This is a genomic window from Pseudomonas aphyarum (assembly GCF_028657055.1).
Lineage (GTDB): Bacteria > Pseudomonadota > Gammaproteobacteria > Pseudomonadales > Pseudomonadaceae > Aquipseudomonas > Aquipseudomonas aphyarum.
In genome coordinates, this window is sequence record NZ_JAMDGS010000005.1 from 249277 (window position 1) to 276153 (window position 26877).

Consider the following 26877-nt stretch of genomic DNA (forward strand, 5'->3'; position numbering starts at 1 on the left):
ATAACATGAAAAACCGATCCAATCGCTAGCGGTTCTCAAACAGCGATCACGCCGTACGCAGGATTTCCAGCACGACCTGCAACGGATGACGCAGCTGTCGATCGGCCTGGCGCTTGACCTGACTGCGGCAGGAATACCCGGTAGCCAGTGCTTCGCCCTTCTCCACCGGCGCCTCGATCTGCTTCGCCCAGGATTGCTCGTAGATCACCGCCGACGTCTCGCGATTGCGCGCTTCGTGTCCGTAAGTGCCGGACATGCCGCAGCAACCGGTGGCCTGGGTCGCCAGCTTCAGGCCGACACGCTCGAACACCTGCTCCCATTGCCGGGTCGCGGCCGGGGCGTTGGTTTTTTCGGTGCAGTGCGCCAGCAGGCGGAAGGTGTCGTCACGACGCTGAGAGACTTGCTCCGGCATGACCTTGAGCAGCCACTCCTGCACCAGCGCCACCTCCGGGCATTTCTCCATCCCCGGCACTTTCAGATATTCCTGGCGATAAACCAGAGTCATGGCCGGGTCGAGCCCCACCAACGGCACGCCGATCTCGGCCAGCGCGCGCAATTGCCCGGCATTGCGCAACGCCGCGCGATTGAACGCCGACAGGAAACCCTGCACATGCAGCGGCTTGCCGTTGGCGCTGAACGGCGCCAGATAAACCTGATAACCGAGGCGCGAAATCAGCTCGATCAGATCCGCCAGCAGCGGCGCCTCGAAATACCGGGTGAACGCATCCTGCACCAGCACCACGCTGCGTTCGCGTTGCGCCTGTGTCAGCGCCGACAACACCTCGACCGACGCAGGCTGAACCTGCCAGCGGCGCATCGCCGCATGAAAATCGAAACGACTGAGCAACGGCACATCGACCATGCCACCAAAACGCTCGATCAAGCCTCGGCTGAACGAGGCGCCCATCAAGCCGTTGTAGAGCAACGGAATCCGCGCCATGTACGGAATCGTGTACTCCAGCGAAGCAATCAGATAATCCCGCGCCGGCCGCAGATAACGGGTGTGGTACAGCTCGAGAAACCGCGATCGGAAGTCCGGCACGTTCACTTTCACCGGGCACTGCCCCGCGCAGGACTTGCACGCCAGACACCCGGCCATGGCGTCGTAAACCTCGTGGGAGAAGTCTTGTTCCTGCGCACGGCTGTTGCGCCAGCGCTGCAACAACGTACTGAAAAACGGCGGACGGCGGCTGGCATCGGCCAACACATCAACCCCTGCTTCACCTTGCAAACGCAGCCACTCGCGAATCAGCGAGGCGCGGCCCTTGGGCGATTGCGCGCGCTGGCGGGTGGCTTTCCACGACGGGCACATGGCGTCGTCGGGATCGAAGTTGTAGCAGGCGCCGTTGCCGTTGCAGTGCATCGCCGCGCCGTAGTCCTGCCAGACTTTCTCGTCAATCTGCCGATCGAGCTCGCCGCGCAGGGTCACTTCGTCGATCTTCAGCAATGCAGCGCCGGGAATATTCGGCGTGGCGATCTTGCCCGGGTTGAACTGGTTGAACGGATCGAACGCCGCCTTCAAGGCTTGCAGCGCCGGATACAGTTCACCGAAGAAGGCCGGCGCATACTCCGAGCGCAGGCCCTTGCCGTGCTCGCCCCACAGCAGGCCGCCGTAACGCTGGGTCAGGGCGGCGACACCGTCCGACACCGGGCGCACCAGCGCGGCTTGTTGCGGGTCCTTCATGTCGAGAATCGGCCGCACGTGCAGCACGCCGGCATCGACGTGGCCGAACATGCCGTATTGCAGCTTATGGCTGTCGAGCAGGTCGCGCAGTTCGGCGATGTACTCGGCCAAGTGCTGCGGCGGCACAGCGGTGTCTTCGACAAACGGCTGCGGCCGCGCTTCACCAGCGACGTTGCCGAGCAGACCTACCGCGCGTTTGCGCATACCGTAGACGCGATTCACCGCCGCATGCCCGACGGCCAGCGTGTGGCCGAGGCGCTCGACCGTGGCGTCGGTGCCCAAATGCTGGACGAAAGCCTCGACCCGGCCTTGCAGCTCCTCGGGATCGTCACCGCAGAACTCAACCAGGTTGATCCCCAGCGTCGGCCGCTCGGCGCTTTCCGGGAAATACTCGGCGACGCCGTGCCAGACGATGTCCTGCATCGCCAGCAACAGCACTTTGGAGTCGACGGTTTCGATCGACAGCGGCTTGAGCGCCATCAGCGCGCGGGCATCGCGCAAGGCATCCATGAAGCCGGCGTAGCGAATGTTCACCAGCATCGTGTGCTTGGGAATCGGCAACACGTTGAGTTTGGCCTCGACCACAAACCCCAGCGAACCTTCAGCGCCGCACAGCACGCTGTTGAGGTTGAAACGTTTGTCGGCTTCGCGCAGGTGCGCCAGGTCGTAGCCGGTCAGGCAGCGGTTGAGGTCGGGGAAGGTTTCCCGGATCAGCTCGCCCTGCTCATCGATGATCTGCCGCGCGCAGCGATACACCTCGCCGGCCCGGCCCTCACGGGCGCACTCCGCTTCCAGCTCGCTTTCTTCCAGTGGGCGGCCGTGCAAGCGCTCGCCATCGCGCAGGACCATGTGCAGCTCCAGCACGTGGTCGCGGGTCTTGCCGTAGGTGCAACTGCCCTGGCCGCTGGCGTCGGTGTTGATCATGCCGCCGACGGTGGCGCGGTTCGAGGTCGACAGTTCCGGGGCGAAAAACAGGCCAGCGGATTTCAGAGCGGCGTTCAGTTGATCCTTCACCACCCCGGCCTGCACCCGCACCCAACGCTGTTCAACGTTGATTTCGAGGATGCGGTTCATGTGCCGCGACAAGTCGACGACGATGCCGTCGGTCAACGACTGGCCATTGGTGCCGGTACCGCCGCCGCGAGGCGTGATCACGACTTTCTGGTAAGCCGGTTCGGCGATCAGGCGTGCCAGCAGCGCCACGTCGTCGGCGTCACGCGGGAACACCGCCGCTTGCGGCAAGCGCTGATAGATCGAGTTGTCAGTGGCCAGCACTACGCGGCTGGCGTAGTCGGCACTGATTTCGCCGCGAAAACCGCCGGTTTCAAGGGCTTTGAGAAACTTTTGGTAATCGGTGTTCAACGCAGTGGAAGGCGACAGCTGGGCAATCATCGGGAGGGCAATCTCGGTCAAAAACGGGCCGTGTGGCGGTGAACAGTTGTGCGCAATGAATGATTGCGTCACGCTCCCGCCATCTCATAGGCCTTATGTTCATTGCAGAGCGACGCCGGGACAACCGTAAAATCGACCTGCAATCCATGACTAAAACGAATGAATCCGCGAACCCTCACTCCCTCGATGTCGTTGCTGCTGGCGTTTGAAGCCGCCGCACGCCATGAAAGCTACACCCGCGCCGCCCACGAACTGTCGCTGACCCAGAGCGCCGTCAGCCGGCAGGTGCAGATTCTGGAAAAGATGCTCGGCATGCGCCTTTTCAGCCGCGAAGGCCGGCGGGTGATCCTTACCGACGTCGGGCGCATGTACCAGCGTGAACTGTCCGAAGCCCTCGGGCAGATCCGCAGTGCGACGTTGCAGGCCATGGCGTTTGGCTCGGGGATTCACAGTTTGCGCCTGGCGACACTGCCAACCTTCGGCTCGAAATGGCTGCTGCCACGCTTGAAGGATTTCTACACGGCGCACCCGGGCATGACCGTTCATCTTCACTCACGGATCGAAACCATCGACTTCGACGTCAGCGAAATCGACGCGGCAATTTGCGTCGGCGGCGGCGACTGGCCGGGGCTGACCGCCCACCGCCTGCACACCGAAGAACTGGTGGTGATTGCCAGCACGCAGCTGTCCGATGTCGAACGTCTGGCGGCCGACAAGGACATCGCCGGGCAGCTGCTGCTCAACGTCAGCAGCAACGCTCAGGCCTGGTCCGAGTGGTTCAGCCATCACGCCCTGCCCCATCGCAGCATGCGCATCGGCCCGAGTTTCGAGATGACCTCGCACTTGATCCAGGCTGTGCGCGCCAACATCGGCATCGGGCTGGTGCCGAGAATTCTGGTGGAGGATGAGCTGCACAACGGCGAGCTGCTGCAACTGGGCGAACCGATCAGCAGCCGGCGCAGCTATTACCTGGTGTACCCGGCGCGCAATGAGTCGCTGGCGTCGCTGAAGGCGTTTCGCGACTGGTTGATGCGTACGCTCTGAAACAATAGAGGGCGCCGTTTGGCGCCCTCTGGTTTTGCTCGATCAGAATCGCGGCTTCAGCGCTTTCCAGTCAGGCTTGTAGCGCTGCATCTGCCGCACATCATCGCGCTGACGAATGCCGCAGGTCAGGTACTGATCATGCAGCTTGCCCAGTTGATCGTGATCCAGTTCCAGCCCGAGGCCCGGTGCGCGAGTGATCTTCACGCAGCCATCGACGATCGGCAGTTTGCCGCCCTTGATCACTTCTTCATCCGGTTCCTGCCACGGGTAATGGGTGTCGCAGGCGTAGTCCAGATTCGGCACGGCAGCTGCCACGTGCGCCATCGCCATCAGGCTGATGCCCAGGTGTGAATTGGAGTGCATCGACACGCCGAGGCCGAAGGTGTCACACATTTTCGCCAGGGTCTGGGTGTCGCGCAGGCCGCCCCAGTAATGGTGATCGGCGAGGACAATCTGCACGCTGTTCAACGCGACGCTGCGGCGGAACTCGTCGAAATCGGTGACCACCATGTTGGTCGCCAACGGCAACCCGGTGCGTTTGTGCAGTTCGGCCATGCCGTCGAGGCCCGGGGTCGGATCTTCGTAATACTGCAGATCATCACCCAGCAATTCGGCCATGCGGATCGAGGTTTCCAGCGACCAGTTGCCGTTGGGATCGATGCGCAGCGGATAACCGGGAAAGGCCTTTTTCAGCGCCTTGATGCACGCCACTTCGTGCTCCGGCGGCAGCGTGCCGGCCTTGAGCTTGATGCTCTTGAAGCCGTAAGCCTCGATCATTCGCGCGGCCTGGGCGACGATCTGCTGTTCGTTCAGCGCTTCGCCCCAGTTGTCCGGTCTGTACGGCGAATCGACGTGCTGGGCGTACTTGAAAAACAGGTAGGCGCTGAACGGCACTTCATCACGCACCGCCCCGCCCAGCAGATCCACCAACGGCACATTCAAATAGCGGGCCTGCAAGTCGAGAAACGCCACTTCGAATGCCGAATACGCATTGCTTACCGCTTTACTGGCGTGGGAACCGGGCGCAAGTTCGGCACCCGCCAGACTGGCCGGTTTGTTGGCAGCGACCGTCGCCTGAACGATCCGACGCAACTGATTGAGGTTGAACGGATCAAGGCCGATCAACTGCGACTGCAACTGTTGCTGGATCGCCAGCGCCGGGGCATCGCCATAGCTTTCGCCGAGGCCGATGTAGCCGTTGTCGCTCTCGATCTCGATGATCGAGCGCAGGGCGAACGGTTCGTGGATGCCACTGGCGTTGAGCAGCGGCGGATCACGGAAGGCAATCGGAGTGACGGTTACGCGAGTGATTTTCAAAATGACGCTCCTGTTGAGTCGGAATCAGTGGCTCGCCACCGGGTTGGCCGTCGGCGCAACGGCGGTTTCAGGTTCAGGCTTTGCCGGGGTGTTGCCTTTGGCGCCGGGCGCCATGCGGGCGAAGAAGATCACTACTGCCGCTACCAGCGAAGTCGCGGCCAGGCCATACAGGCCGCCCTCGATAGAGCCGGTGGTCTGTTCCAGAAAACCGAACGCGGTCGGTGCAACGAAGCCGCCGAGGTTGCCGATGGAGTTGATCAGCGCGATCACCGCCGCTGCGATGCGCGCATCCAGATAGCTTTGCGGAATCGGCCAGAACAGTGCCGAAGCCGCCTTGAAACCGATGGCCGCAAAACAGATGGCGACGAAGGCGAAAATCGGCCCGCCAGTGGTGGACATGAACATGCCGAATGCGGCGATCACCAGGGTCAGCGCGACCCAGGCCTGCTGGAACTTCCACTTGCCGGCCAGCGCCGCAAAGCCGTACATCGCGACGATGGAAATGATCCACGGCACCGAGTTGAGCAGCCCGACCTGGAAGTCGCCGAGGTTGCCCATTTTCTTGATCATGCTCGGCAACCAGAAGGTGGCGCCGTAGATCGTCAGGGCGATAGAGAAGTAGATGAAGCAGAACAGCGCGATCTGCCGGTCCGCCAACAGTTTGAACATCGATGGTCTGGCGACGTGAGTTGCTTCCCGGGCACGCTGTTCCTCGGCGATCGCGGCCACCAGTGCCTCGCGCTCCTCCTCGCTCAGCCACTTGGCCTGGCGCGGATGGGATTGCAGCCAGAACCAGACAAACCCGCACAGCACTACCGACGCGGCGCCTTCGATCAGGAACATCCACTGCCAGCCGTGCATACCCAGACCGCTGATGTGCAACAGCGCGCCGGACACCGGGCCGGAAATCACCGAAGCAATCGCCGAACCGCTGAGAAACACCGCCATGGTCTTGCCGCGCTCCGAGGCTGGCAGCCATTGGGTGAAGTAATAAATGATCCCCGGAAAGAACCCGGCCTCGGCAGCGCCCAGGATGAAGCGCAACACGTAGAAACTGGTTTCGCCTTTGACGAACGCCATGGCCATCGCTGCGGCGCCCCAAGTGAACATGATCCGCGTCAGCCAGGCGCGGGCGCCATAGCGTTGCAGAAGCATGTTGGACGGCACTTCAAACAAGGCGTAACCGATAAAAAACAGACCGGCACCCAGACCATAGGCGGCAGCACCGATACCCAGATCGGTTTCCAGATGACTGCGCACGAAGCCGATGTTGACCCGGTCGATGTAGTTGACGATGAACATCACCACGAACAACGGCAGCACATGGCGCTTGACCTTGGCGGCGGCGCGGGCGAGTACCGTGATGTCCGGCGGACTCTGGAGGGTATTCAAGGGGCGACTCCCGATCTTTGTTTTTGTTGGGAAGGCCTGTTCAGGCGTAGAGCGATCATGGACGGGGCAATTGATCCCGTCTAATCTAACTTGGCATTCGATTGATACCTGGATTAGATCAATGTTCGAGCTGACCCAACTGCGCTGCTTTACCACTGTCGCCACCGAACTCAACTTTCGTCGCGCTGCCGAGCGGTTGAACATGACCCAGCCGCCACTGAGCCGGCAGATCCAGTTGCTGGAACATCACCTGGGCGTCGAACTGTTTACCCGCAGCACACGCAGCGTGGCACTCACCGCTGCCGGCCGGGCGTTTTTCATCGAGGCACAAAACCTGCTCGAACGCGCTCAACAGGCTGCCGTCACCGCCCGACGTTTTGCCGAGGGTGATATCGGTTCGGTGAACATCAGTTTTGTCGGCAGCGCGGTGTATGAGTTCTTGCCCAAGGTCATCGCCGAGGCGCGCCTCAAGCAGCCGCAGGTGAAGATCGACCTGACCGAAATGAACACCTATCAGCAACACGAAGCCCTGCGCGCCCGACGCATCGACCTGGGTATCGTCCGCGCGCCGTTGCTGGAACCGGGCTACGCCACCGAATGCCTGGTGCGCGAGCCGTTTGTGCTGGCGGTGCCGAGTGGCCATCGACTGGCTGAGGCTGACGACGTTTCAGTGAAGGATCTGGATGGGCAGCCGTTCCTGATGTATTCCCACGCGGCCTATCCGCCGTTCAACGAATTGCTGACCGGCATGCTGCGCTCGGCCCGGGTCGCTCCGGATTACGTTCAGTGGCTGGGTTCTTCGTTGACGATTCTGGCGCTGGTCAATGCGGGCATGGGGCTGGCACTGGTGCCGCGCTGCGCGACCAGTGTGGTGTTCAGGAATGTGGTGTTTCGCGAGATCGATCTGGGCGAAGGGGTGCAGAGCGAACTGCATCTGATCTGGCGGGAGAACAACGACAACCCGGCGTTTGCGATGTTGCTGGAGGGCATTCGCCGGGCGGTGAAGGATGGATGGGGCTAGGAATGGGTATGCGGGTATGGAGGGTACTTCAGCGGTGGTGGTGCCTTGGGGCCCGTGATCAATGGTTTCTCCAACAGCTTCCCGTCGGGCCCTACGAAAAGTCGCTCCAGATGTTGTGGCATTGGTTGCGGTGCTCTGGCGGTCATGATGAATCCTCTGATGCCGGGCTGAATTCAACCCATTTAACCTTCGCGGAATCTATCAGCAAAAATTCGGCGCCAATAGGATCCAATTTGCCATCTTCGTTGAGCCAGCGTGGAAACCTCATCAAAAACTGCCCGGTGTTCGACTCCGGCGGCCACTCGACTGGCCAGCCTAGAACGCGCCTTTCATCCTCCAGATGAAGGGTGATGAATCGATCATATTGAGCGAAAGCGCAGAACCATTCACTGGGATAGGAAGATTGTTTCGTTACGTTTCTACTGCGCAACCACCTATGCAATTTGCCATTGGTTGCCAGACAACAAGCCATCAACCCCAGCAGCAACGAAGCAGAAAATGCCCAGCAAGCCTCCGCCTTCGCATCCCACTTCCCTACAGAAAACCCCTTCTCCCCCACCCACACACAAACCGCCCCAATTCCCGGCACCATCCCGTGAATCACAAACGTGAAAATCAGCGCCTGCACAATCTGCCCGAACGTATCCGGCCGCTTGAACGCCGTCAGGGTGTAGAAAATCCAGGCCGAGACAAACCCCGGGATCAGGTACTGCAACAGCGGAATCACTTCTTTCACCAGATCATCCATGACCGGTCGCTCCTTGAATCAAAAACAATCCTCCAGAAACAGCAATGCCGGCCCGTAATGGGCCGGCATTCAAAGCCTAGTGCACGCGGGAAAATCGCCCGCGATCAACTGTCACCGCGCATTACGCATCCTGCAGAATCAGATCCGCGCCCTTCTCCGCCACCATCAGCACCGCCGCATGGGTGTTGCCCGATGTCACGTTGGGGAAGATCGACGCATCTACGATCCGCAACCCGTCGAGGCCATGCACCTTGAGGCGCTTGTCGACCACAGAAGATTGCTCGTCTGCCCCCATCGCGCAGGAGCCGCACAGGTGATAGATCGAACCGCAGTTGTCACGGAAGTACTGCAGCATCTGCTCGTCGGTTTCCACTGCCGGCCCCGGCAAGACTTCATCGACCGTGATGCCCTTCAATGAAGGCGCGCCCATGATCTTGCGCATCAGGCGACTGCCCTGGATCACCTCGTCGATGTCCTTTTGCGTGCTCAGATAGTTCGGGTCGATCAGCGCCGCATCACGGGGATTCTTCGAAGCAATCTCGATGTGCCCGCGACTGGTCGGGCGGCACGGGTTGAAGCACAGCAGGAAGCCTGAGTACGGTTCGGGCTTGAGGCTGGCCTTGTTGTTTTTCGGAATCTGATAAGACAGCGGGTTGAAATACAACTGCAGGTTCGGATGGCTCTGCTCCGCGTTGCCACGGAAGAATCCGCCGGCCTGGTTGACGCTCATCGCCAGCGCGCCTTTGCGGGTCAGCAGGTATTTCACGCCGAGTTTGAACTGGCCGAACAGCGAGCTCAGCTCATCGTTCAGGGTCGGGATATTGGCCTTGTAGTAGTAGCTGACACACAGGTGATCCTGCAGGTTCTGCCCCACCGCCGGCAGATGTTTCACCACTGGAATCTGATGCTTGGCCAGCAAGGCACGATCCGCCACGCCGGACAGTTGCAGGATCTTCGGCGTGTCGACCGCACCGGCGCACAGGATCACTTCCTTGCGCGCCGTGAACGTTCGCGCCACACCATGTTGGGTGATGGAAATGCCGGTCGCACGCTGCTGGCTTTCATCGAACAGGACACGGTCGACCAACGCGTAATGCTCGACCGTCAGGTTCGGCCGGCTTAGCGCCGGGTGCAGATGGGCGAAGCTGCTGGAGCTGCGCTGACCGTTGCGGGTGTTGACGTCGTAGATGCCCGCGCCTTCGAATTTCGGCCCGTTGAAATCGTCGCTGCGCGGGTAGCCGAGTTCATCGCAGCCCTTGAGGAACACGTCGCAGATCGGGTGCGTCTGGCCGGCCATCGGGGTGATGCTGATCGGGCCGCTGCCGCCGTGGTATTCGCTGTCGCCCAGCGGATGGTTTTCCAGTTTGCGGAAGTACGGCAGCACATCCTTGAAGCCCCAACCGTCGTTGCCGTTGGCCGCCCAGTCGTTGAAGTCATGGGCCTGACCACGCACGTAGATCATCGCGTTGATCGAGCCCGAACCGCCCTGGACCTTGCCGCGCGGGGCGTAGATTTCGCGATTGCCCAACTGTTTCTGCGGCTGGCTGTAGTACATCCAGTTGAAGGTCGGGTTGTAATACATTTTGGCGAAGCCGACCGGGATCTTGAACCACAGGGAACTGTCCTTGCCGCCCGCTTCCAGCAGCAGCACCGTGTATTGGCCCGAGGCCGAAAGCCGGTTGGCCAGCACGCAGCCAGCGGCGCCTGCGCCAGCGATGATGTAGTCGTATGTCATGCACGGTTACCGCGTAAGTCTTTTTATCGAACCCGCCCGTTGCCGGGCGGGGAAATCCCGTCAGCCCTTGGCCGGCGATGTGTCTTTGACGTCGGCCGGGGTCGGGGCCATTTGCAGGTGCAGACGCTCACCGGTGTACGGCGAATGTTTGCGCACCACGTCCATGTTCAGCTCCACGCCCAGGCCCGGCTCGGTAGACGGAATGATGTAGCCGTCCTCCCACTGCAACGGTTTTTTCAGGACTTCGGCGTGGAAGCCGCCCCAGGTCTCGATGCTTTCCTGAATCAGGAAGTTCGGCGTACAGGCCGCAAGCTGGAAACTCGCCGCCGCACCGATCGGCCCGTTGTACAGGTGCGGGGCGATTTGCGCGTAATAGGCCTCGGCCATGCTGGCGATCTTCTTGCCTTCGAGCAGGCCGCCGCAACGCGCCACGTTCATCTGCAGAATCGACGCGCCGCCGGCCTGCAACAGCTTGAAGAACTCGTACTTGGTGGTCAGGCGTTCGCCAGTGGCAATCGGAATGCTGGTCTTGGCCGCGACTTGCGCCATGGCCTCTTCCTGGCCCGGCGGCACCGGTTCTTCGAACCACAGCGGATCGTACTTCTCCAGGCGCTTGGCCAGACGAATCGCCGAGGACGGCACCATTTGCCCGTGGGTGCCGAACAGCAGATCGCACTTGTTGCCCACCGCTTCGCGGATCTTGCGGCAGAAGGTTTCGCAGCGTTCCAGCACTTCCAGCGAGATCTGGTGCCCGGAGTACGCGGTGTATGGCCCGGCCGGGTCGAACTTCACGGCGGTGAAGCCCTTGTTCATGTTTTCAACGGCACATTCAGCCGCCAGATCCGGGTCGTCGTAGTCGTACTCGCCCCGGCTGTTGACCGGGTACAGGTAGGTGTAGGAACGCAGGCGTTCGTGAACCTTGCCGCCGAGCAATTCATAGACGGGTTTGTTCGCCGCCTTGCCGATGATGTCCCAGCAGGCCATTTCCAGACCGCTGACAACACCCATCATGGTCAGGTCGGGACGCTGGGTGAAACCGCTCGAATAGGCCTGACGGAAGAAGCGTTCGATGTGGTGCGGGTCCTGATTCAACAGGTAGCGCTCGAACACGTCTTCGATGATCGGCAGCATGGCTTTGGGGCCGAAGGTCGCAGCGTAGATTTCGCCGACACCTTCGATGCCGCAGTCAGTCTTGAGCTTGACGAACAGCCAGTACATGCCACCGATGTGCGGTGGCGGTACGGCGACGATATGGGTTTCAAGGGCGACGATTTTCATCTCAGGCACCTGTCTTGTTCAAAGAGGTCTTGTTCAAAGATTTGCGATTGATCCGGGCACGCAGGGTCACGGCAGCCAGGGTGCCGATCAGACCGATAGCGGCGATGTAGCCGAAATAGAGCTTGTAGCCGAGGGCACCGGGGAAATGCTCAGTGAGGTAGCCGTTGATCAACGGGATAAAAGCATCCGGCATGTAACCGACCACCGAGACGATGCCGATGGCCAATCCGGTGATGCGCAGCGGAATGTTGCAGCTGTCGAGAATCGCCCAGTACAGACCGCGAATTGCGTAGGTCATCAGGCCGATGAAAATCACTGTCGCGATCAGCAGCCCCATGCTGTTGAGCGCCGGGAAAACGATCAGGCCGACAATCGCCAGACTTGCCAGCAACAGCGCGACGATCAGCACCGAGATGTTCGAAAACTTGTCTCCCAGCCAGCCACCGCCGATGCCGCCGATCGGGCGCATCCACAGTTTGATGGTGGTGATGGTGCCGGCCATCACGGCGGTCAGGCCGCTGCCTTGCAGGTAGTCCGAAAAACTGTAGGTGGCCCAGAAGATGTGATAACCGCAGAACACGATCGCAGTGACCAGCCACAGTTCAGGGATCTTCACCAACGTTGCCAGATCCGTGAACAGGTTGAACTTGCCCTTCTCCACCGGCGGTGTGTCTTCCATCGACTTCGGGTCCTTGATCAGCACCAGCACACAGCCGATGGCGATACAGGTGAAGGCGTAAAGGTAAACCACGTGCTTGAAACCTTCAGCGGTGGACTCGCCACGGGTTTCGGTGGCGTAGGCAAACAGCCCCAGCGCGACCGTCGCCAGCAACGCTTCAACCAGTCCGCGACCGCCATCAAGAATGCCAAAGAACCGGCCCTGCTCGGTGTGATGGGCAATCATCTTCACGCGCTTGAGCACCGAAGCCCAGAACGTCAGGCCGGTGGTCAGCCCCCAGCAACCGAAGATGATCATCAGCCCGGTCATCGACGGCGCGGTCGAGTACCACAGGCCCAGCACGCCGGTGGCCACCAGCGAGAAAAAGATCAGGAAACGCGGCGCGATACGGTCGGCCAGCCAGCCGCTCGGCAAGTAGCTGAGCAGGAAAATCGTCCCAAGCATCGAGTACAGATAACCCAGCTCGCTGTGGTTGATCTGGAACACCTCGAGCATGGTGGTCTGGTAGACCTGACGCAGGTACAGAATCGGATAGATCGCACCGGCAGCAAGCACCAGCAACATCAGTTGGAAATAGCGACTTCCCTTGTCGCTCTGGCTTTTCGAAGCCGAGTTGGAACCCTGAACAGCGGCAGCAGAGGATGCATGCTTGGACATTGAAGTGACCTCGGGCGACCCGTGCTCCGGGCGCCCCTGATAATTGTTTTTATAGGTGTAGCGTGAGGCGTGACGCGGTGGATCAGTACTTCATGACCACGAGTCGGGTCTGGGTGAATTCGAGCATGCCGTGCTTGCCGTCATCGCCGCCCAGGCCCGAGCGTTTCCAGCCGGCGTGATAGCCCTGATACGGATCGGCCGGGGTGCGATTGACGTACAACTCGCCCGCTTCGATCGCGTTGGCGACTTTCTGCGCGGTGCGGTAGTTCTCGGTGTACAGCACCGACGACAGGCCGAACTGGTGGTCGTTGGCCATGGCCAGCGCTTCGTCGATGTCGCGGTACTTGAGCACCGGCAACACCGGGCCGAAGATTTCTTCCTGGACGATTTCCATGTCCTGACGGCAGCCGCTGAGCAGGGTTGGCGGGTAGAAATGCCCCGGGCCTTCAGGCAGCACGCCGCCGCTTTCGAGTACGGCGCCGTCGGCAATCGCGCGCTCGACCATGGCGTGAATGTTCTTCTGCGAACTGGCGTTGACCAGCGGCCCCATCAGGCTGGAATCCGTGGCACGGTCGCCGAACTTCACGGCAGCGATTTTCGCTTTGAGCAGGGCGAGGAAACGGTCGTAGACGCTTTCCTGCACATAGACCCGCTCCACCGCCGTGCACAACTGGCCGCAGTGAGTGGTTTTGGAGGCAATGATTGCGCTCGCGGCGGCTTCAAGATCGGCATCGGCTTCAATGATTGCCGGGGTCTTGCCGCCCAGTTCCAGCGACGGCTTGGCGATGTTGGTCTTGCAGTAGTCGAGGACGATTCGCCCGGCGTTGACGCTGCCGGTCAGGGTGATCAGGCCCACGGCTTTATGCGTGCAAACGGCTGCGGCGGTGGCGTGATCCATCGTCAGAATGTTGATCACTCCGGCCGGCATGCCCGACTGCTCCACGGCTTTGGCGATTTCGAACGCCGAAGTCGGGGTGTTGTTGCTCGGACGCACCACCACGGTGTTGCCGGCAATCAGCGCCGGAGCGATTTTGCGCAGCAGGGTGTAGACCGGGTAGTTGAACGGAATCAGGCACGCAACGACACCAATCGGCTCGCGGTGCAGGAACAGGTTTTCGTCGGGGCTGTCACTGGGAATGATCTCGCCTTCGATACGGCGCGCCCATTCGGCGTGGTAACGGGTGATCTGCGCGGCATAACGGGCTTCGTTGCTGGCGTCGCTATGGCTTTTGCCGGACTCGGCGGCCAGTGCGGCGCCGATGGCTTCGGCGCGATCTTCAAGGGCCGCCGCAAACGCTCGCAGGTGTTCGGCGCGTTCGATGCTGGTGAGTTTGCCCCAGGTCTTTTGCGCCTTGGCGGCGGCGTCGACTGCCGCCGTGGCCTCTTCGGCAGTAGCCGCTGACACCTGGCCGATCAACGCTTCGGTGGCCGGGTTGTAGACCGCGATCAGCGCCGCGCTGGCCGGCTCGATGAAGTGGCCGTTAACAAAATTTCGCTCGACTCGCATGTGCATCGCCCATCGTTTGTTTTTATCGATGCCGCCAGTCTTGTCATCGACAGCGGGTTCAACAAACGATTTATCCGGCGATCAAACATTCGAAAAAGGCACGTTACTCAGAAAATCGCCTTCGAAGGCTCAAGCTGGCGCTGCGCCAGCCAGATCTCTTCCTGCAACCACTGACTGAACGCCTGCAATTGCGGCATCTGCGTCTGTTCCGGGCGGGTCACCAGCCAGTAGGACTGGTGCCCTTCCACATGAACGTTATGCACCTGGGTCAACTGCCCGCTGGCCAGCTCCGAGGCGACCATGTGCCAGTCGGCAATGGTGATCCCCAGACCATCGACCGCCGCCTGAATCGCCAGGTCCAGCAGGTCGAATTCATAGCCGCCCTGAGTATCGACACCACTGATCCGCGCCGCGTCGAGCCAGTGTTTCCAGGTCAGGTAACGCTGGTCCTCGCGGGCCAGCACGTGCAGCAGGGTCAGGCGATTGAGGTCGATGCCCTGCTCGCCGCCCTCCCGCGCATAAAGGGTCGGTGCGCACACCGCGATGTGCCGCTCCTGAATCAACAGTGAACTGTCGAGCCCGTCCCACTCGCCGTCGCCAAAACGGATCGCGCAATCGAGGGTGCTGGTTTCCGCGAGGCTGTCCTGCAAGCGGGTGGTGATGCTCAGTTCCAGTTCAGGATGCTGCTCGCGCAGGCGCCCCAGACGCGGCATCAACCAGCGGCTGGTGAAGGTGGGCGGCGCGTTGATGTGCAGGCGGTTGGCGTGGGTTTTCTGCTGGATACTGCGCACCGTCAGCTCGATCTTGTCGAACGACTGATGCAGTGCCCGCAGCAGAATCTTGCCGGCACCGGTCAGTTCGAGATGGTGATGGCGACGCTCCAGCAGGCTCTCGCCGAGCTGCTCTTCCAGTTGCCGCACCTGACGGCTGACCGCGCTCTGGGTGACATTGAGCAACTCGGCGGCGCGGGTGAAGCTACCGGTGCTGCCGGCCACTTCGAATGCTTTGAGTGCATTCAGGCCGGGCATTTTGCGTTTCATACAAGGCACTCGAAAACCACTGACAAGGCGCAAAGCATCCCACGACATTGGCGAATTGTCCTACAGGATTTTCCGAGTAACATGCATTCGATGCAGGTTTCCCCACCGTTTTTATCGTTTGTTCAACAAACCGCAGATGGCAAAACTGCGCGGCATCTCTAATAAAAACAATCGAGAGCCGCTCCATGCCCTTCCCTGCATCTTTGCGCCTGCGCACCACCTCCATCGCTCTGTTCTGCAGCATTGCCGCCCCGGCCATGGCGGTCCAGGTCACCGACAATCTCGACCTTGGCGGCGCCATTCGTGCCCGTTGGGACGTGGACCCGGATCGCGACATTCAGAAGTTCGGTCTCGACACGGTGTTCCTCAGCGCCAAGTACAACTCCGACACCTGGATCGGCGAGGCGCAATACCGCTTCTACGGTCGCTCCTACCCGTACCAGTACACCAAAGACTACGGCGATATCCGTTTCGCCAAGTTCGCGTGGGTTGGCTACAAGTTCAACCCGAACCAGCAAGTACAGGTCGGCCTCAACACCGTGCCGTTCGGCTTGCAGCCGTACTTCGGCAGCACTTTCTACGAAACCCTGGGCAACGTCATCGGCCTGGAAGACGTGCAACAGGTCGGCGCCAAGTACATCCAGCAAAGCGGCGACTGGAACGTTCAGGCCGGTTACTACCTGCGTCCGGCGTGGCAAGGCAAAGGCACCAGCAAGGGCGTGACCTACTCCAGCGTCGTGTCCGGGGCCGACAGTTACGTGGCCGACGGCAGTGACAACCAGGAACGCAACACCGTTGTGCTGCGAGTGGCCAGGTCGCTGGATCTGGGGCCTTGGAAATCCGAAGTCGGGATCTCCGGCCTGACCTCGAGCCTCGAGAACAAGGACACGAACAATGACGGCCGACGTAACGCCGTGGCCGTGCATTACCTGGGCAAGAACGGCCCGTGGGGCGTGCAGTTGCAGGCGGCGCGGCAGCAGATGTCGCCACGCAACGCCGGCACCGATGAACTGGTGACCCTCGGCGGCTACGACGGCACTTACAACGTGGCCAGTCGCGGCAATCTGTACGTGGCCGACTTGAGTTATGACGTCGGCGGCAAATACCTGTTCGATCAGGTCAGCGGGATCAAGCTGTACGCCAACTACAGCGCCTTCGACAAGTCTGCCAGCGGGTTCAAGACGTCCGAGCGGATGATCCTTGGTACCTCGTTTTCCGTTAGTAAATTGTGGGTTGCGACCGAATGGCTGTTCGGCAAAAACGATCCCTACATCGGTGGCAGCAGCTACACCCAGAGCCTTGGCGCGGGCGGACTGGATCAGTGGGAGAACCAGTTATATGTGAACGTCGGGTATTACTTCTGACGCTCGAAAAAATCGCAGCCAGGGCTGCGATTTTTTTTGCCTGCTCGTTGCGAATTCACCTTGCATCCGCATCATCCCGATAGTCAGATAGCCCTCATCTCAAAACAACAAAAACCGCCCGATCCGGAGTCCCGCCTCCATGCGTCAACTGCCCTCGCTCAACACCCTGCGCGTGTTCGAAGAAGTCGCCCGTCATCGCAGTTTCAGCCAGGCCGCCATCGGGCTGAACGTCACCCAGGGCGCGGTCAGTCGCCAGATCAAACAGCTTGAAGACTACCTCGGCGTTGCGCTGTTCGTGCGCACGCCTCAAGGGCTGTCGCTGACCGAAGCCGGCAGCAATCTTTCCCCGCATCTGGCCGAAGCCTTCGATCACATCGAACGCTCCCTGCAAGCGGTGCGCGTGCCCAATCTGCGCCAGCGTTTGAAAGTGCTCGCACCGCCGACCTGGGCCACCCGCTGGCTGTCGCCACACCTGCGTGCGTTCTGCCAGCGCTACCCGGACATCAACCTCAGCGTGACCAACCAGATCGGCCACGACAGCCTCACGGAAGTCGATTGCCACATCCGCTTCGGCCTCGCGGCGGCGCCCCATTGCGTCAGTCAGTTGCTGGTGATGGAACGGCACATCGCAGTGGCCAGCCCGGAACTGTTCAACGGCGATCAGCCACCGGATCTGCGGCAGTTTCCGCTGCTGCACATCCTGCACGACGGGAAGCGTTTGAAGGTCTGGGAAAACTGGCTGGCGGCCATGGGCCGGGATGACATCGATGCCGGGCAAGGGCTGGAATTCAGCACCCTGGATCAGGTGATCCATACCGCGCTGGCCGGCGGCGGTCTGGCGGTGATCGACCGGCAGATGATCGAAAAGGAGCTGGCCAATGGCAGCCTGCTGCCGATCACCCCGATTGAGGTGATCGGCCCTTATGGGTATTGGCTGGATGTGGCGAATGACAAGCAGGGGTTGTCGAAGGTGAGGCTGTTTACCGAGTGGCTCGGCATTGTGAGCAACCCCTGAAAAGCCCCTCACCCTAGCCCTCTCCCCGAGGGAGAGGGGACCGACCGAGTTGTCTGGCGCCCAACATCGACCTGAACAACCGAGTCGATTATGGATTCACCGCAAGTCTTTCACGTCGGCGTAACTCTCCAATATCCCCGGATCGGTCCCCTCTCCCTCTGGGAGAGGGTTAGGGTGAGGGGTGGTTTTCAGGCACAACGCATTACCCCCTCCCCAGCACCGAACAAATCAGATCGGCGAAGCCACCTTGACGACAGAACCCACCGCCCCCTCCACCGGACTCTGCGCCTTGCACGCCTGACTCAACGTCAACGACTTGGTCTCCGGCGCCCAAGCCCACGACAGCAACGCGCCAATCCCAAGAATCGCCGCAAGAATCCCCATCGTCGGGCTCAAGCCAATCCCCGCCACACTCACCGGCAACAGGAACGTACTGACCGCCGAACCCAGTCGACTCACCGCCGTCGCCAGACCAATCCCGCTGGCCCGCACCTCCGTCGGGAAACTCTCCGCCGGGAACACGCCCACCAGATTGCTCACCGCCGACAGCACCAGCGTGAACACACCGAACACCAGCACCATCAGCCACGCCGCGCTGCCCGGCAACACCGCCAGCAGAAACAACGCCACCGCCAGAATGATGAACGAGTTGATCAGGAACCCGCGCCGGGTGAATTTGATCGTGCACCAGATGCCGATCAACGCGCCGAAGATCAGCAGCATGTTGAGCATCAGCTCGGTGCCGAAGCCTTCGGCCAGTCCCATTTTCTGCAGGATCGACGGCAGAAAGGTGTAGATGGCGAAGTACGGCATGACGATGCAGACGAAGAACAGGCAGTTGAACGCCGTGCGCTTGCGGTATTCGCGGCTGAACAGCACCGCGTAGCCCGAGCGGGTTTCCGTGGAGCGCGTTTCATCCAGCTCGACGTTGTCGCCCAGATGCTTTTTGACGATGGCACGGGCTTCGGCCACCCGGCCCTGATTGACCAGCCAGCGCGGTGATTCCGGCGTGCCGATTCGCGCGATCAGAATCAACGCAGCCGGGATCGCCGACGACGCCAGCATCCAGCGCCAGGCATCGTCACCGAGGCTGAGCATGGCGGTGCCGACAAAGGTCGCCGCGACGTAGCCGAAGGTCCAGATCACGCTGAATGAACCCAGCAACACACCGCGATGTTTCTTCGGCGCGAACTCGGCGAGCATTGCGTGGCCGACGCTGAAATCCCCGCCCAGGCCGATGCCGATCAGCACCCGGCAGAGGAACAGGCTCATGGCGGTTTCGACGTAGAACTGCATCACCGAAGCGATCGTGATCAGCACGAAACTGACCAGGAAGATTTTCTGCCGGCCGACCTTGTCCGAGATCCAGCCGAAAAACAGACTGCCGAGAAACAGACCGATCAGCGCCGACGCGCCGATCAGCCCCTGCCAGAACGCATCGAGCTGCATCTGCGGGCTGAGCAAGGTGAACGCGATGCCGATCAGGCCAAGGATATAGCCATCGGTGAAGTGCGCGCCGAAGGTCAGGCCAGCGATCTTGATGTGGAAGCGCCCGATGGGCAGGTCATCGATCTTTACGGGTTGAGCGGACATGTTCGTCTCCAATTGTTGTTATTGACGGAGAAACGGAAAGCTCTGGGAGGAACCCTGCAGAAGCCAGCTCCCGCAGGGTTCGGGGAGGTCTAGAGACCGCCCATCAACAGGTATTTGATCTCCAGATAGTCATCCAGACCGTACTTCGAACCTTCACGCCCAAGGCCCGATTCCTTGATGCCACCGAACGGCGCCACCTCCGTGGAGATGATCCCTTCGTTGATGCCGACCATCCCGGCTTCCAGCCCTTCGGCCATGCGCCAGACCCGGCCGATGTCGCGGCTGTAGAAGTACGCCGACAGGCCGAACGGCGTGTCGTTGGCTCGCGCCAACACTTCGGCTTCGTCCTTGAAACGGAAGCACGCGGCCACCGGGCCGAAGGTTTCGTCCTGGGCGATCAGCATGTCGCCGTTGGCTTCGGTGAGGATGGTCGGTTCGTAGAACGTGCCGCCCAGCGCATGACGACGGCCGCCGCACAACAGCGTGGCGCCCTTCTCCAGCGCATCGCTGACGTGGGCTTCAACCTTGGCCAGCGCAGCGGCGTTGATCAGCGGACCTTGCTCGGTCTCACCCTCCAGCGCACTGCCCACGCGCATCGCCGCCACGGCTTCGGCGAGTTTGCCGGTGAAGGCTTCGTAGACGCCGTCCTGAATAAAGAAGCGGTTGACGCACACGCAGGTCTGCCCGGTGTTGCGGAATTTCGAGGCCATCGCGCCTTTCACGGCCGCGTCGATGTCAGCGTCGTCGAAGACAATGAACGGCGCGTTGCCGCCCAACTCCAGCGAGACCTTTTTCAGGGTGTCGGCTGCCTGGCGCATCAGCAGTTTGCCGGTGCGGGTCGAGCCGGTGAATGACAGCTTGCGCACCACGCTGGAGGCTTGCAGCGCGCCGCCGATGGCCACCGCATCGCCGGAGACGATGTTGAACACGCCGGCCGGAATCCCGGCCTGCTCGGCCAGCACCGCCAGGGCAAATGCCGACAGCGGGGTTTCTTCCGAGGGTTTCAGGATCATCGTGCAACCCGCCGCCAGCGCCGGGCCGACCTTGCGGGTGACCATCGCCAGCGGGAAGTTCCAAGGGGTGATCGCCGCAACCACGCCGATCGCTTCCTTGGTCACGATGATCCGCGCATCGGCCTTGTGGCTCGGGATCACATCGCCGTAGGCACGCTTGGCTTCCTCACCGAACCACTCGAGAAAACTGGCGGCATAGACCACTTCGCCCTTGGCTTCGGCCAGCGGTTTGCCTTGTTCGCGGCTGAGCAAGGTCGCCAGTTCCTGCTGGTTGGCGAGCATCAGATCGCTCCAGCGTTTCAGGCGCTGACTGCGCTCCTTGGCGGTGAGTTTGCGCCACGCCGGCAAGGCACGGTTGGCGGCTTCGATGGCGAGGTTGGTTTCGTCGGCGCCAGCCTTTTGCACGTCGGCGATCAACTCACCGTTGGCAGGGTTGCGCACCGGATAAGTGGCGCCGCCCTGGCCCCACTGACCGTCGATAAAGTTGCCGTGACGAATAAAACCGCTCATGCCACCGCCCCCTGCAACGTGAAGCGTTCCTGCCCTGGACGGGCCGTGCGCAGGATGCGTTTGCCGGCGGTGTAGTCGTTAATCACGTCGCACGGGGTGTAGTTGCGCTGCAGTTCGTGCAGCTCTTCGGCATCCAGTTTGGTTTCCAATGCCGCCAGTGCGCTGTCGAACTGCGCGGTGGTGTCGGCGCCGACCAGCATGCAATCCACGCCCGGGTGATTGGCGACCCAGGCCTGGGCGATCTGCGCGTTCGACACGCCACGGGCACGGGCCACGCGCTGCACCGAATGAGCGATTTCGAACGAGGCTTCGTCGCTGTACATCTGCTGGGTGAAAAAGTCGGTCTGGTTGCGGGTCGATTGCACGTCACCGGTCAGCAGGCCACGGGCCAGCGGGCTGAACACCGAGACGCCGATACCCTGATCGCGACAGAACGGAATCATCTCGCGCTCTTCTTCGCGGTAGGCGCAGTTCAGTTGCAGCTGCATGTTGATCGGTTTGACCCAACCGTTGCGCTCGCAGGCCATGAGGATTTTCGCCAGTTGGCCGGTGAGCATGGTCGAGACGCCGATGTAACGCGCCTTGCCCGAACGCACGATGTCGTTCAGTGCGCCCATGGTTTCTTCGACCGGGGTGTTCACATCGAAGTAATGCAGCATGAACACGTCGACGTAATCCATGTCCAGACGCTTCAGCGACGCATCGATGCTGTCCATGATGTGCTTGCGCGAATGACCGCTGGCGTTGATGCCATTGCGAGTGCCGTAGCCGACCTTGGTGGTGATCACCAGGTCTTCGCGACGGGCCAGACGCTTGACGATGCGCCCTACTACTTCTTCGCCGACACCGGCGGAATAGAAGTCCGCCAGGTCGATGAAATTCACGCCGTTGTTCAGGGCGTGAGCGACGATCGGCTCGCTTTGTTTTTCATTGAAGATCCACGGTTTCCAGTCCGGGGTACCCATGTTCATGGTGCCCAGGCACAGGCGGGAAACTTGCAGGCCGGAGTTGCCCAAACGGATGTATTGCATGGCGCGGACCTCAGGCTTTTGGCGTGTAGAAAGGGTTGCTGATGTGGTTGACCACATCCTTGAGCTGCGCGGTTTCCGGCTTGCCGGTCAGGGCGGCGCGGATCGCGGTGCGGCAGGCGTTGTAGTTGTTCAGGTAGACCGCATCGAGGTCATCGCACGCCGGGTTGACCCAGTTGGCGGTGACGATCGCCCACTCGTCTTCGGCTTCCGGCGGCAGCGTGCCGTCGAGCAGTGCTTCGAGCACTGCCTTGGCGATACCGGCCTGGGAAGCGCCCCACGTCGCATTGCCGTGCAGATCGCTGCTGATCGCAGCTTTGTTCACATACAGGGTCATCGGCTTGACCGGAATGTTCGGCTGAGCGATCACCATGAACGGGCAATGGCCCTGGCTCGGCGACGCCAGGCTGTTGGCAAACGCCTGCCCCGCCGGGCCATTGCGCGGGCCGATCAGGATATTGATGTGCGCGGCGTTCACGCCCGGGCCTTCGAAACCTTCACCGATGTACAGGTCGAGTTCTTTCATCAGTCATTACTCTTTGCAATGCAGAGGGATTTTTTGGGGTGATCGACAGCTCACGCGGGCCGGATGGTCAACGGGATCAATAACGGACGTGGGGAGACGCGAAGGGAGAATCGGGACATGGCTGCAAACGCTCTCTGGTTGTTATTGATGAGCTGTGTTTGCGATTTTTTAACACCGGGGATCGGGCCGGCCGTAACCATTAAAAATCATGGGGCAATGACTTTTAGTCATAGCCTTTTGTGATGGCGAAAAAAATCCCGCTCGAAGGCGGGATTTTTCGGATTGCGCGGATTACGCGACGACGGGGATCATCGGATCCGCAGCCGCCAGCGCGATGGCGCGGTCAGCGGCCGGCGGGTAGATCCACTGGGTGTTGATCTGGGTCTTGAGCGACTTGCCCTCCTCCTTGACCAGTTTCACCTGACGATCCCAACCCTCGGTGTACACCGCGCCCCAGGCGCCGAGGTCGAGGCAGGTCACGTATTTCGGCTGGCTGTACGGCTTCGGATCTACACCCAGAATCTGCGCCGCAACGTTGTTGCCGGCGTGACGACCGAGGGAAATCGCGTGCTGGCAGGTCATCAGGGCGAAGTTGCCGATATCGTCGGTGGCCGCATAAGCCACGTCGCCGGTGGCGAAGATGTCGTCCTGGCCGATGACTTTCAGGTTGGCATCAACGTGCAGACGGCCCTGACGATCACGCTCGGCAGGAATCTGCTCGGTCAGGGAGCTGGCGCGTACACCGGTGGTCCAGACCACGGTTTTTGCCTCGATGCGCTGGCCGTCCGACAGGGTCACGCCGTTTTCATCGACCGACAGCACCGACACACCCAGTCGCCATTCAACACCCAGTTCTTCGCTCGCTTCGGCAATCGACACGCTGATCGCTTCGCCCATGGAAGCGCCGACTTTCTGCGCACGGTCAACGATGATCACTTGAACCTTGGCATCAGCGCCCAGCACGGCCCGCAGACGCGCCGGCATTTCAGTAGCGGTTTCGATGCCGGTGAAACCACCGCCGGCGACGACCACGGTGTTGCGCGCCTCGCTTTCAGGCTGACCGATCAGCGATTCCAGGTGGTTTTCCAGGCGGATGGCGGCTTCGATCTGATCGACGTCAAACGCGTATTGCGCCACGCCCGGGGTGTCCGGCAGGGCCAGGCCGCTGCCGGAGGCCAGCACCAGTTTGTCGTAGTTGAACACCTGCTGCGCACCGGCTGCGTCGGTGTAGCCAACGGTTTTCGCCTGTACGTCGATGGTGTTTGCCGCGCCCTTGATGAAGTTGACGCCGACCGCATCGAACAGATCGCCCAGCGGCGCTGCCAGTGTATGGGCATTCGGCTCGTAGAAACGCGGACGAACGCGCAGCTCGGCTTGCGGCGCCAACACGGTTACGTCGATGTTGTCCCGATTGTGAATGTCGACCAGACGCGTGGCGCTCAACGCCGTCCACATGCCACCGAAACCTGCGCCGATTACCAGAATGTGCTGTTTCATTGTTCTCTCCAGGCACGAAGCCAAGTCACTGAATGAGGTTGAAGGATTCACATCATCGGGAGCGGACACGCTTTAACTTTTCAGCAGCGAGGAAGGCTGCTCACCGGATAACGGCGACTGTATTGGTCGCCTTTAAATCCGACAAGTCAGATTTTGTGATGATTAGCATCGAAAACTTCGATAGCTCAACCCGAACATAGTCACCCTCCACAACTCCTTGATTTAGCTGAAACCCAAGAAAATCGGCATCCTCATAGCCAAACACCCAAGGCGTTCCCGATTTGTTTGCCACGAACAACCCTGATAACATCGGCGACAAATACAGTCGGAGATAGTTATGTCGCTTTACAGTGCGGGGGTCGAGTACGGCATTCACTGCCTGGCCTTTCTGGTGGGCAGCGGCGGTGACAGTCGTGAAGCCAGCGTGCGTGACCTGGCAGAGCTGCAAGGGGTGCCGCTGGATTACCTGGCAAAGATCTTCACCAAACTGGCCAAAGGCAAACTGGTGGAATCCACTGGCGGCGTGCGCGGCGGCTTCACCCTGGCGCGCCCGGCAGACGAAATCACCCTGCTCGACATCGTCAATGCCATCGATGGCCCCAAGAACATTTTCGAATGCCGGGACATTCGCGGACGCTGCGCGTTGTTCGACGGCTCGCCGCCGGACTGGGCGCTGGACGGCACCTGCTCGATTCACGCCGCGATGATGACCGCGCAAAAGCGCATGGAAGAAGCCCTCGCCCAGCAGACCATCCTCGACATCGCCAGAAAGGTCGGGCGCAAGGCGCCGGCGGGCTTCAACAGCCAGGTGGAAGACTGGATGCAGGATCGCCGGGAAAAGAAGACCGGCGGCGCCGGCATTCCGCTCACCGACATCTCGGACTGAGCCCGATCAGCAGGCAAAAAAAAGCAGAAACCGATCACCGGTTTCTGCTTTTTTTATTTCGACCTTACAGGCAGTCGCGCACCGCTTTGCGCAACGACCCGGACTTCGCCCACGGCGGCCCCTGATACAGGGAAACGCGGCTGCCGTCCTTGTACTTGACCACATCGAGAATCTCGTCGGCGGTGACGATGCTCGGCGCGGTGATCCGGTAGCCATTGGAAATCGCCGTCTGGGACGTCTTGGCAACGTCCTGCTGCCACAGAGGCAATACACACGCGGCGTAGTCCTTGGGAGTCTTGCCGCTGATCTTGCTGACATTCGGCTCGCCCGGCACCAGTGACGCAGGCAGAGAACAACCGGCCAATGCCGCCATCAGCATCCCCCCGATCAACATCCGCATGGTGATTCCTTCATCTGAAAAAACGCGAATGTACCCTGTAACTGTTCGGACATCCATCGTAGCGCTCTGCCTGTATTCCCCGAAAACCGGGCCATTCAGCTCATCGACAGAAGACCTTGCCCCACACCGGAAAAATGCGGCTACTCTGTTTTACCGAGAATGTTCCGGAGGTGATCATGCGGCTCAATGAATACGAACACGAACTTCAGCGTGACCTGCAAAGCGTGGCATCGGACCTGAGATGGTCGGCGGTGGACCTCAAGCGCATCGCCGAGCAACTGCGTCAGTCGGGCAACGAGGCGGACGCCCAGGCGGTGCTGCGATCCTGCGAGGTGCTGCAAAGCGATGAAGAACGCCTGCAACTGTATGCCCGGGAAGTGAAAGCCCGCGCCATCAGCCGAACCAAAGTCCACTGAACCTCACCCTGCCCACAGCAAAAAGCCCCGGACAACCGGGGCTTTTTCTTCACAGGCTTCAGCCTGACTTGCGACCGCGTGCGCGGCTTTTGTACCCCGGCAGCGCGGCGGCGTACGCCAGCGCTTCCTCGCGACTGGCAAACGATGCGAGCCGGTCACCCTGCGTGCAGACCCGCCACGGGCCGTTGTTCACGCTGAGTACGTCGTAGCCATTCATGTGCATTTTGTTCAGCATCGCCATGCTCATAGGCACCTCCTGTCTGCTGACGAACTTTTCCACCTTACACCCGCAACGCGCTGCCGTGCCGACCGGACGTCGCACCGCAGCGGCGTCAAGTCTCCGGCACTTTTGCCCCTGCCCTGCAATCAGAAGCTCTAAACCGGCATCGGCCCATATATTGCTAATTCATGACAGATTTATGACAACCGGCAATCGGGTAACACATGAAAGTACGAGCAACCGTCATCTGCGAGCAGGATCGACACATTCTCCTGGTGCGCAAACCCAGGTGCCGCTGGACGCTTCCGGGTGGCACCGTCGAACCGGGAGAAACCCGCGCGCAAGCCGCCGCCCGCGAACTCAAGGAAGAAACCGGGCTGGACAGCGATGACATGCTTTATCTGATGGATTTGCAGACCGGCAGCACCCGCCACCACGTCTACGAGGCGTCGGTGCTGAACATTGATCAGGTTCGCCCGCTGAATGAGATCGTCGATTGCCTCTGGCACCCGCTGGATGCGGTGCAGAATCTGAACGTCAGTGACGCCACGCTGAGCATCGTCCGCGCCTTTCAGCGACGTCTTTGACCGTCAGCCGGCGAAGGCCCGGCGACCAGCGCTCATTTCTGTGCGCAGTTCACCGATGAAATTGGAGATGTCACGAATGGTGACCAGATGCTCCGGGGAAACCCCGTTGAGCAACAGGTTGACCCGCCCGCTGTCGGGTTCGTAAACCTTGATCTGCAAGAGTCCCTGCGCCGTTTCGGTGCAATCGCAATACAGCGGCGAAAAGCCGGATTCGACGATGCGGCAAATGTCGGTAATGGCAATCATGGGGGCACGCCTCACAGGCGCAGGCTCGGGCGACCCGATGAGCATAGATGAGCTTTTGCCCCCTTGCTCACGCCGACACCCG

The 26877-nt window shown here is 60.9% G+C and carries 24 protein-coding genes; 7 read left to right on the top strand and 17 right to left on the bottom strand.

Annotated elements, in window-relative coordinates; all coding sequences use genetic code 11:
• Positions 1-46: 46 nt before the first annotated feature.
• The gene (gene ydiJ / locus M5G18_RS07920; protein WP_273897606.1) at positions 47-3076 is read right to left on the bottom strand and encodes a D-2-hydroxyglutarate dehydrogenase YdiJ; all 3030 of its coding nucleotides are present in this window, start codon (positions 3074-3076) and stop codon (positions 47-49) included.
• A gap of 159 nt (positions 3077-3235) precedes the next feature.
• On the opposite strand from ydiJ, the gene M5G18_RS07925 reads away from it, so the two are divergent.
• Positions 3236-4120 (top strand): LysR substrate-binding domain-containing protein, encoded by an 885-nt coding sequence (locus M5G18_RS07925; RefSeq protein ID WP_273897427.1) that lies wholly within the window; start codon positions 3236-3238, stop codon positions 4118-4120.
• Between the two features lie 42 nt (positions 4121-4162).
• On the opposite strand, the gene M5G18_RS07930 is transcribed toward M5G18_RS07925, so the two are convergent.
• Positions 4163-5437 carry a glucarate dehydratase family protein gene (locus M5G18_RS07930; protein WP_273897428.1) on the bottom strand — a complete coding sequence of 425 codons (1275 nt, stop codon included), beginning with the start codon at positions 5435-5437 and terminating at the stop codon, positions 4163-4165.
• A gap of 24 nt (positions 5438-5461) precedes the next feature.
• Complete coding sequence (locus M5G18_RS07935) at positions 5462-6829, bottom strand: MFS transporter (RefSeq protein ID WP_273897429.1); 1368 nt, start codon at positions 6827-6829, stop codon at positions 5462-5464.
• A gap of 121 nt (positions 6830-6950) precedes the next feature.
• Between M5G18_RS07935 and M5G18_RS07940 the strand changes: the two genes are divergently transcribed.
• Positions 6951-7850 (top strand): LysR family transcriptional regulator, encoded by a 900-nt coding sequence (locus M5G18_RS07940; protein WP_064379392.1) that lies wholly within the window; start codon positions 6951-6953, stop codon positions 7848-7850.
• 142 nt (positions 7851-7992) lie between these two features.
• Here M5G18_RS07940 and M5G18_RS07945 read toward each other — a convergent pair whose 3' ends face one another.
• The 6 genes from M5G18_RS07945 to M5G18_RS07970 form a co-directional block, all read right to left on the bottom strand.
• Positions 7993-8598 carry a DUF6338 family protein gene (locus M5G18_RS07945; RefSeq protein ID WP_273897430.1) on the bottom strand — a complete coding sequence of 202 codons (606 nt, stop codon included), beginning with the start codon at positions 8596-8598 and terminating at the stop codon, positions 7993-7995.
• 121 nt (positions 8599-8719) lie between these two features.
• Positions 8720-10333 carry a GMC family oxidoreductase gene (locus M5G18_RS07950; RefSeq protein ID WP_273897431.1) on the bottom strand — a complete coding sequence of 538 codons (1614 nt, stop codon included), beginning with the start codon at positions 10331-10333 and terminating at the stop codon, positions 8720-8722.
• Positions 10334-10393: 60 nt separating this feature from the next.
• Positions 10394-11611 (bottom strand): mandelate racemase/muconate lactonizing enzyme family protein, encoded by a 1218-nt coding sequence (locus tag M5G18_RS07955; RefSeq protein WP_085602972.1) that lies wholly within the window; start codon positions 11609-11611, stop codon positions 10394-10396.
• Position 11612: 1 nt separating this feature from the next.
• Positions 11613-12947 carry an MFS transporter gene (locus M5G18_RS07960; protein WP_273897432.1) on the bottom strand — a complete coding sequence of 445 codons (1335 nt, stop codon included), beginning with the start codon at positions 12945-12947 and terminating at the stop codon, positions 11613-11615.
• 82 nt (positions 12948-13029) lie between these two features.
• On the bottom strand, positions 13030-14454 hold the full coding sequence (gene aldA, locus M5G18_RS07965; protein ID WP_273897607.1) for an aldehyde dehydrogenase: 1425 nt from the start codon (positions 14452-14454) through the stop codon (positions 13030-13032).
• A gap of 107 nt (positions 14455-14561) precedes the next feature.
• Positions 14562-15494: a LysR substrate-binding domain-containing protein gene (locus tag M5G18_RS07970; protein ID WP_007950486.1), complete on the bottom strand. Its 933-nt coding sequence runs from the start codon at positions 15492-15494 to the stop codon at positions 14562-14564.
• A 185-nt stretch (positions 15495-15679) separates the two neighbouring features.
• Between M5G18_RS07970 and M5G18_RS07975 the strand changes: the two genes are divergently transcribed.
• Both M5G18_RS07975 and M5G18_RS07980 read left to right on the top strand, forming a co-directional pair.
• Positions 15680-16858, top strand: a complete 1179-nt coding sequence (locus M5G18_RS07975) for a hypothetical protein (RefSeq protein WP_273897433.1) — start codon at positions 15680-15682, stop codon at positions 16856-16858.
• Between the two features lie 139 nt (positions 16859-16997).
• Entirely contained in the window at positions 16998-17873 is an 876-nt protein-coding gene (locus M5G18_RS07980) for a LysR substrate-binding domain-containing protein (protein WP_127798441.1), read from the top strand.
• A gap of 228 nt (positions 17874-18101) precedes the next feature.
• Here the strand turns inward: M5G18_RS07980 and M5G18_RS07985 are convergent, their stop codons facing one another.
• From M5G18_RS07985 to M5G18_RS08005, 5 genes are all read right to left on the bottom strand, one after another.
• A complete protein-coding gene (locus tag M5G18_RS07985; protein WP_273897435.1) occupies positions 18102-19466 on the bottom strand; it encodes an MFS transporter in 1365 nt (454 codons plus the stop codon).
• A gap of 89 nt (positions 19467-19555) precedes the next feature.
• Positions 19556-20989, bottom strand: coding sequence for an NAD-dependent succinate-semialdehyde dehydrogenase (locus M5G18_RS07990; RefSeq protein ID WP_273897436.1), 1434 nt, complete (start codon positions 20987-20989; stop codon positions 19556-19558).
• Positions 20986-22020: an aldo/keto reductase gene (locus tag M5G18_RS07995; protein ID WP_273897437.1), complete on the bottom strand. Its 1035-nt coding sequence runs from the start codon at positions 22018-22020 to the stop codon at positions 20986-20988. Before M5G18_RS07995 ends, M5G18_RS07990 begins: the two co-directional genes overlap by 4 nt.
• A 10-nt stretch (positions 22021-22030) precedes the next feature.
• Entirely contained in the window at positions 22031-22543 is a 513-nt protein-coding gene (fae, locus tag M5G18_RS08000; protein WP_007950493.1) for a formaldehyde-activating enzyme, read from the bottom strand.
• A 291-nt stretch (positions 22544-22834) separates the two neighbouring features.
• Positions 22835-24040 (bottom strand): NAD(P)/FAD-dependent oxidoreductase, encoded by a 1206-nt coding sequence (locus M5G18_RS08005; protein ID WP_273897438.1) that lies wholly within the window; start codon positions 24038-24040, stop codon positions 22835-22837.
• A gap of 337 nt (positions 24041-24377) precedes the next feature.
• Between M5G18_RS08005 and M5G18_RS08010 the strand changes: the two genes are divergently transcribed.
• Positions 24378-24926, top strand: coding sequence for an RrF2 family transcriptional regulator (locus M5G18_RS08010; protein WP_007950499.1), 549 nt, complete (start codon positions 24378-24380; stop codon positions 24924-24926).
• A gap of 64 nt (positions 24927-24990) precedes the next feature.
• On the opposite strand, the gene M5G18_RS08015 is transcribed toward M5G18_RS08010, so the two are convergent.
• Positions 24991-25326, bottom strand: a complete 336-nt coding sequence (locus M5G18_RS08015; RefSeq protein WP_085602948.1) for a hypothetical protein — start codon at positions 25324-25326, stop codon at positions 24991-24993.
• A 176-nt stretch (positions 25327-25502) separates the two neighbouring features.
• On the opposite strand from M5G18_RS08015, the gene M5G18_RS08020 reads away from it, so the two are divergent.
• Complete coding sequence (locus M5G18_RS08020) at positions 25503-25742, top strand: hypothetical protein (protein WP_007950501.1); 240 nt, start codon at positions 25503-25505, stop codon at positions 25740-25742.
• A 58-nt stretch (positions 25743-25800) separates the two neighbouring features.
• On the opposite strand, the gene M5G18_RS08025 is transcribed toward M5G18_RS08020, so the two are convergent.
• Positions 25801-25989: a DUF2188 domain-containing protein gene (locus tag M5G18_RS08025; protein WP_192561392.1), complete on the bottom strand. Its 189-nt coding sequence runs from the start codon at positions 25987-25989 to the stop codon at positions 25801-25803.
• A 197-nt stretch (positions 25990-26186) separates the two neighbouring features.
• On the opposite strand from M5G18_RS08025, the gene M5G18_RS08030 reads away from it, so the two are divergent.
• Complete coding sequence (locus tag M5G18_RS08030; protein WP_273897439.1) at positions 26187-26549, top strand: NUDIX hydrolase; 363 nt, start codon at positions 26187-26189, stop codon at positions 26547-26549.
• 3 nt (positions 26550-26552) lie between these two features.
• On the opposite strand, the gene M5G18_RS08035 is transcribed toward M5G18_RS08030, so the two are convergent.
• Entirely contained in the window at positions 26553-26795 is a 243-nt protein-coding gene (locus tag M5G18_RS08035; RefSeq protein WP_007950507.1) for a DUF1652 domain-containing protein, read from the bottom strand.
• Positions 26796-26877 lie beyond the last annotated feature (82 nt).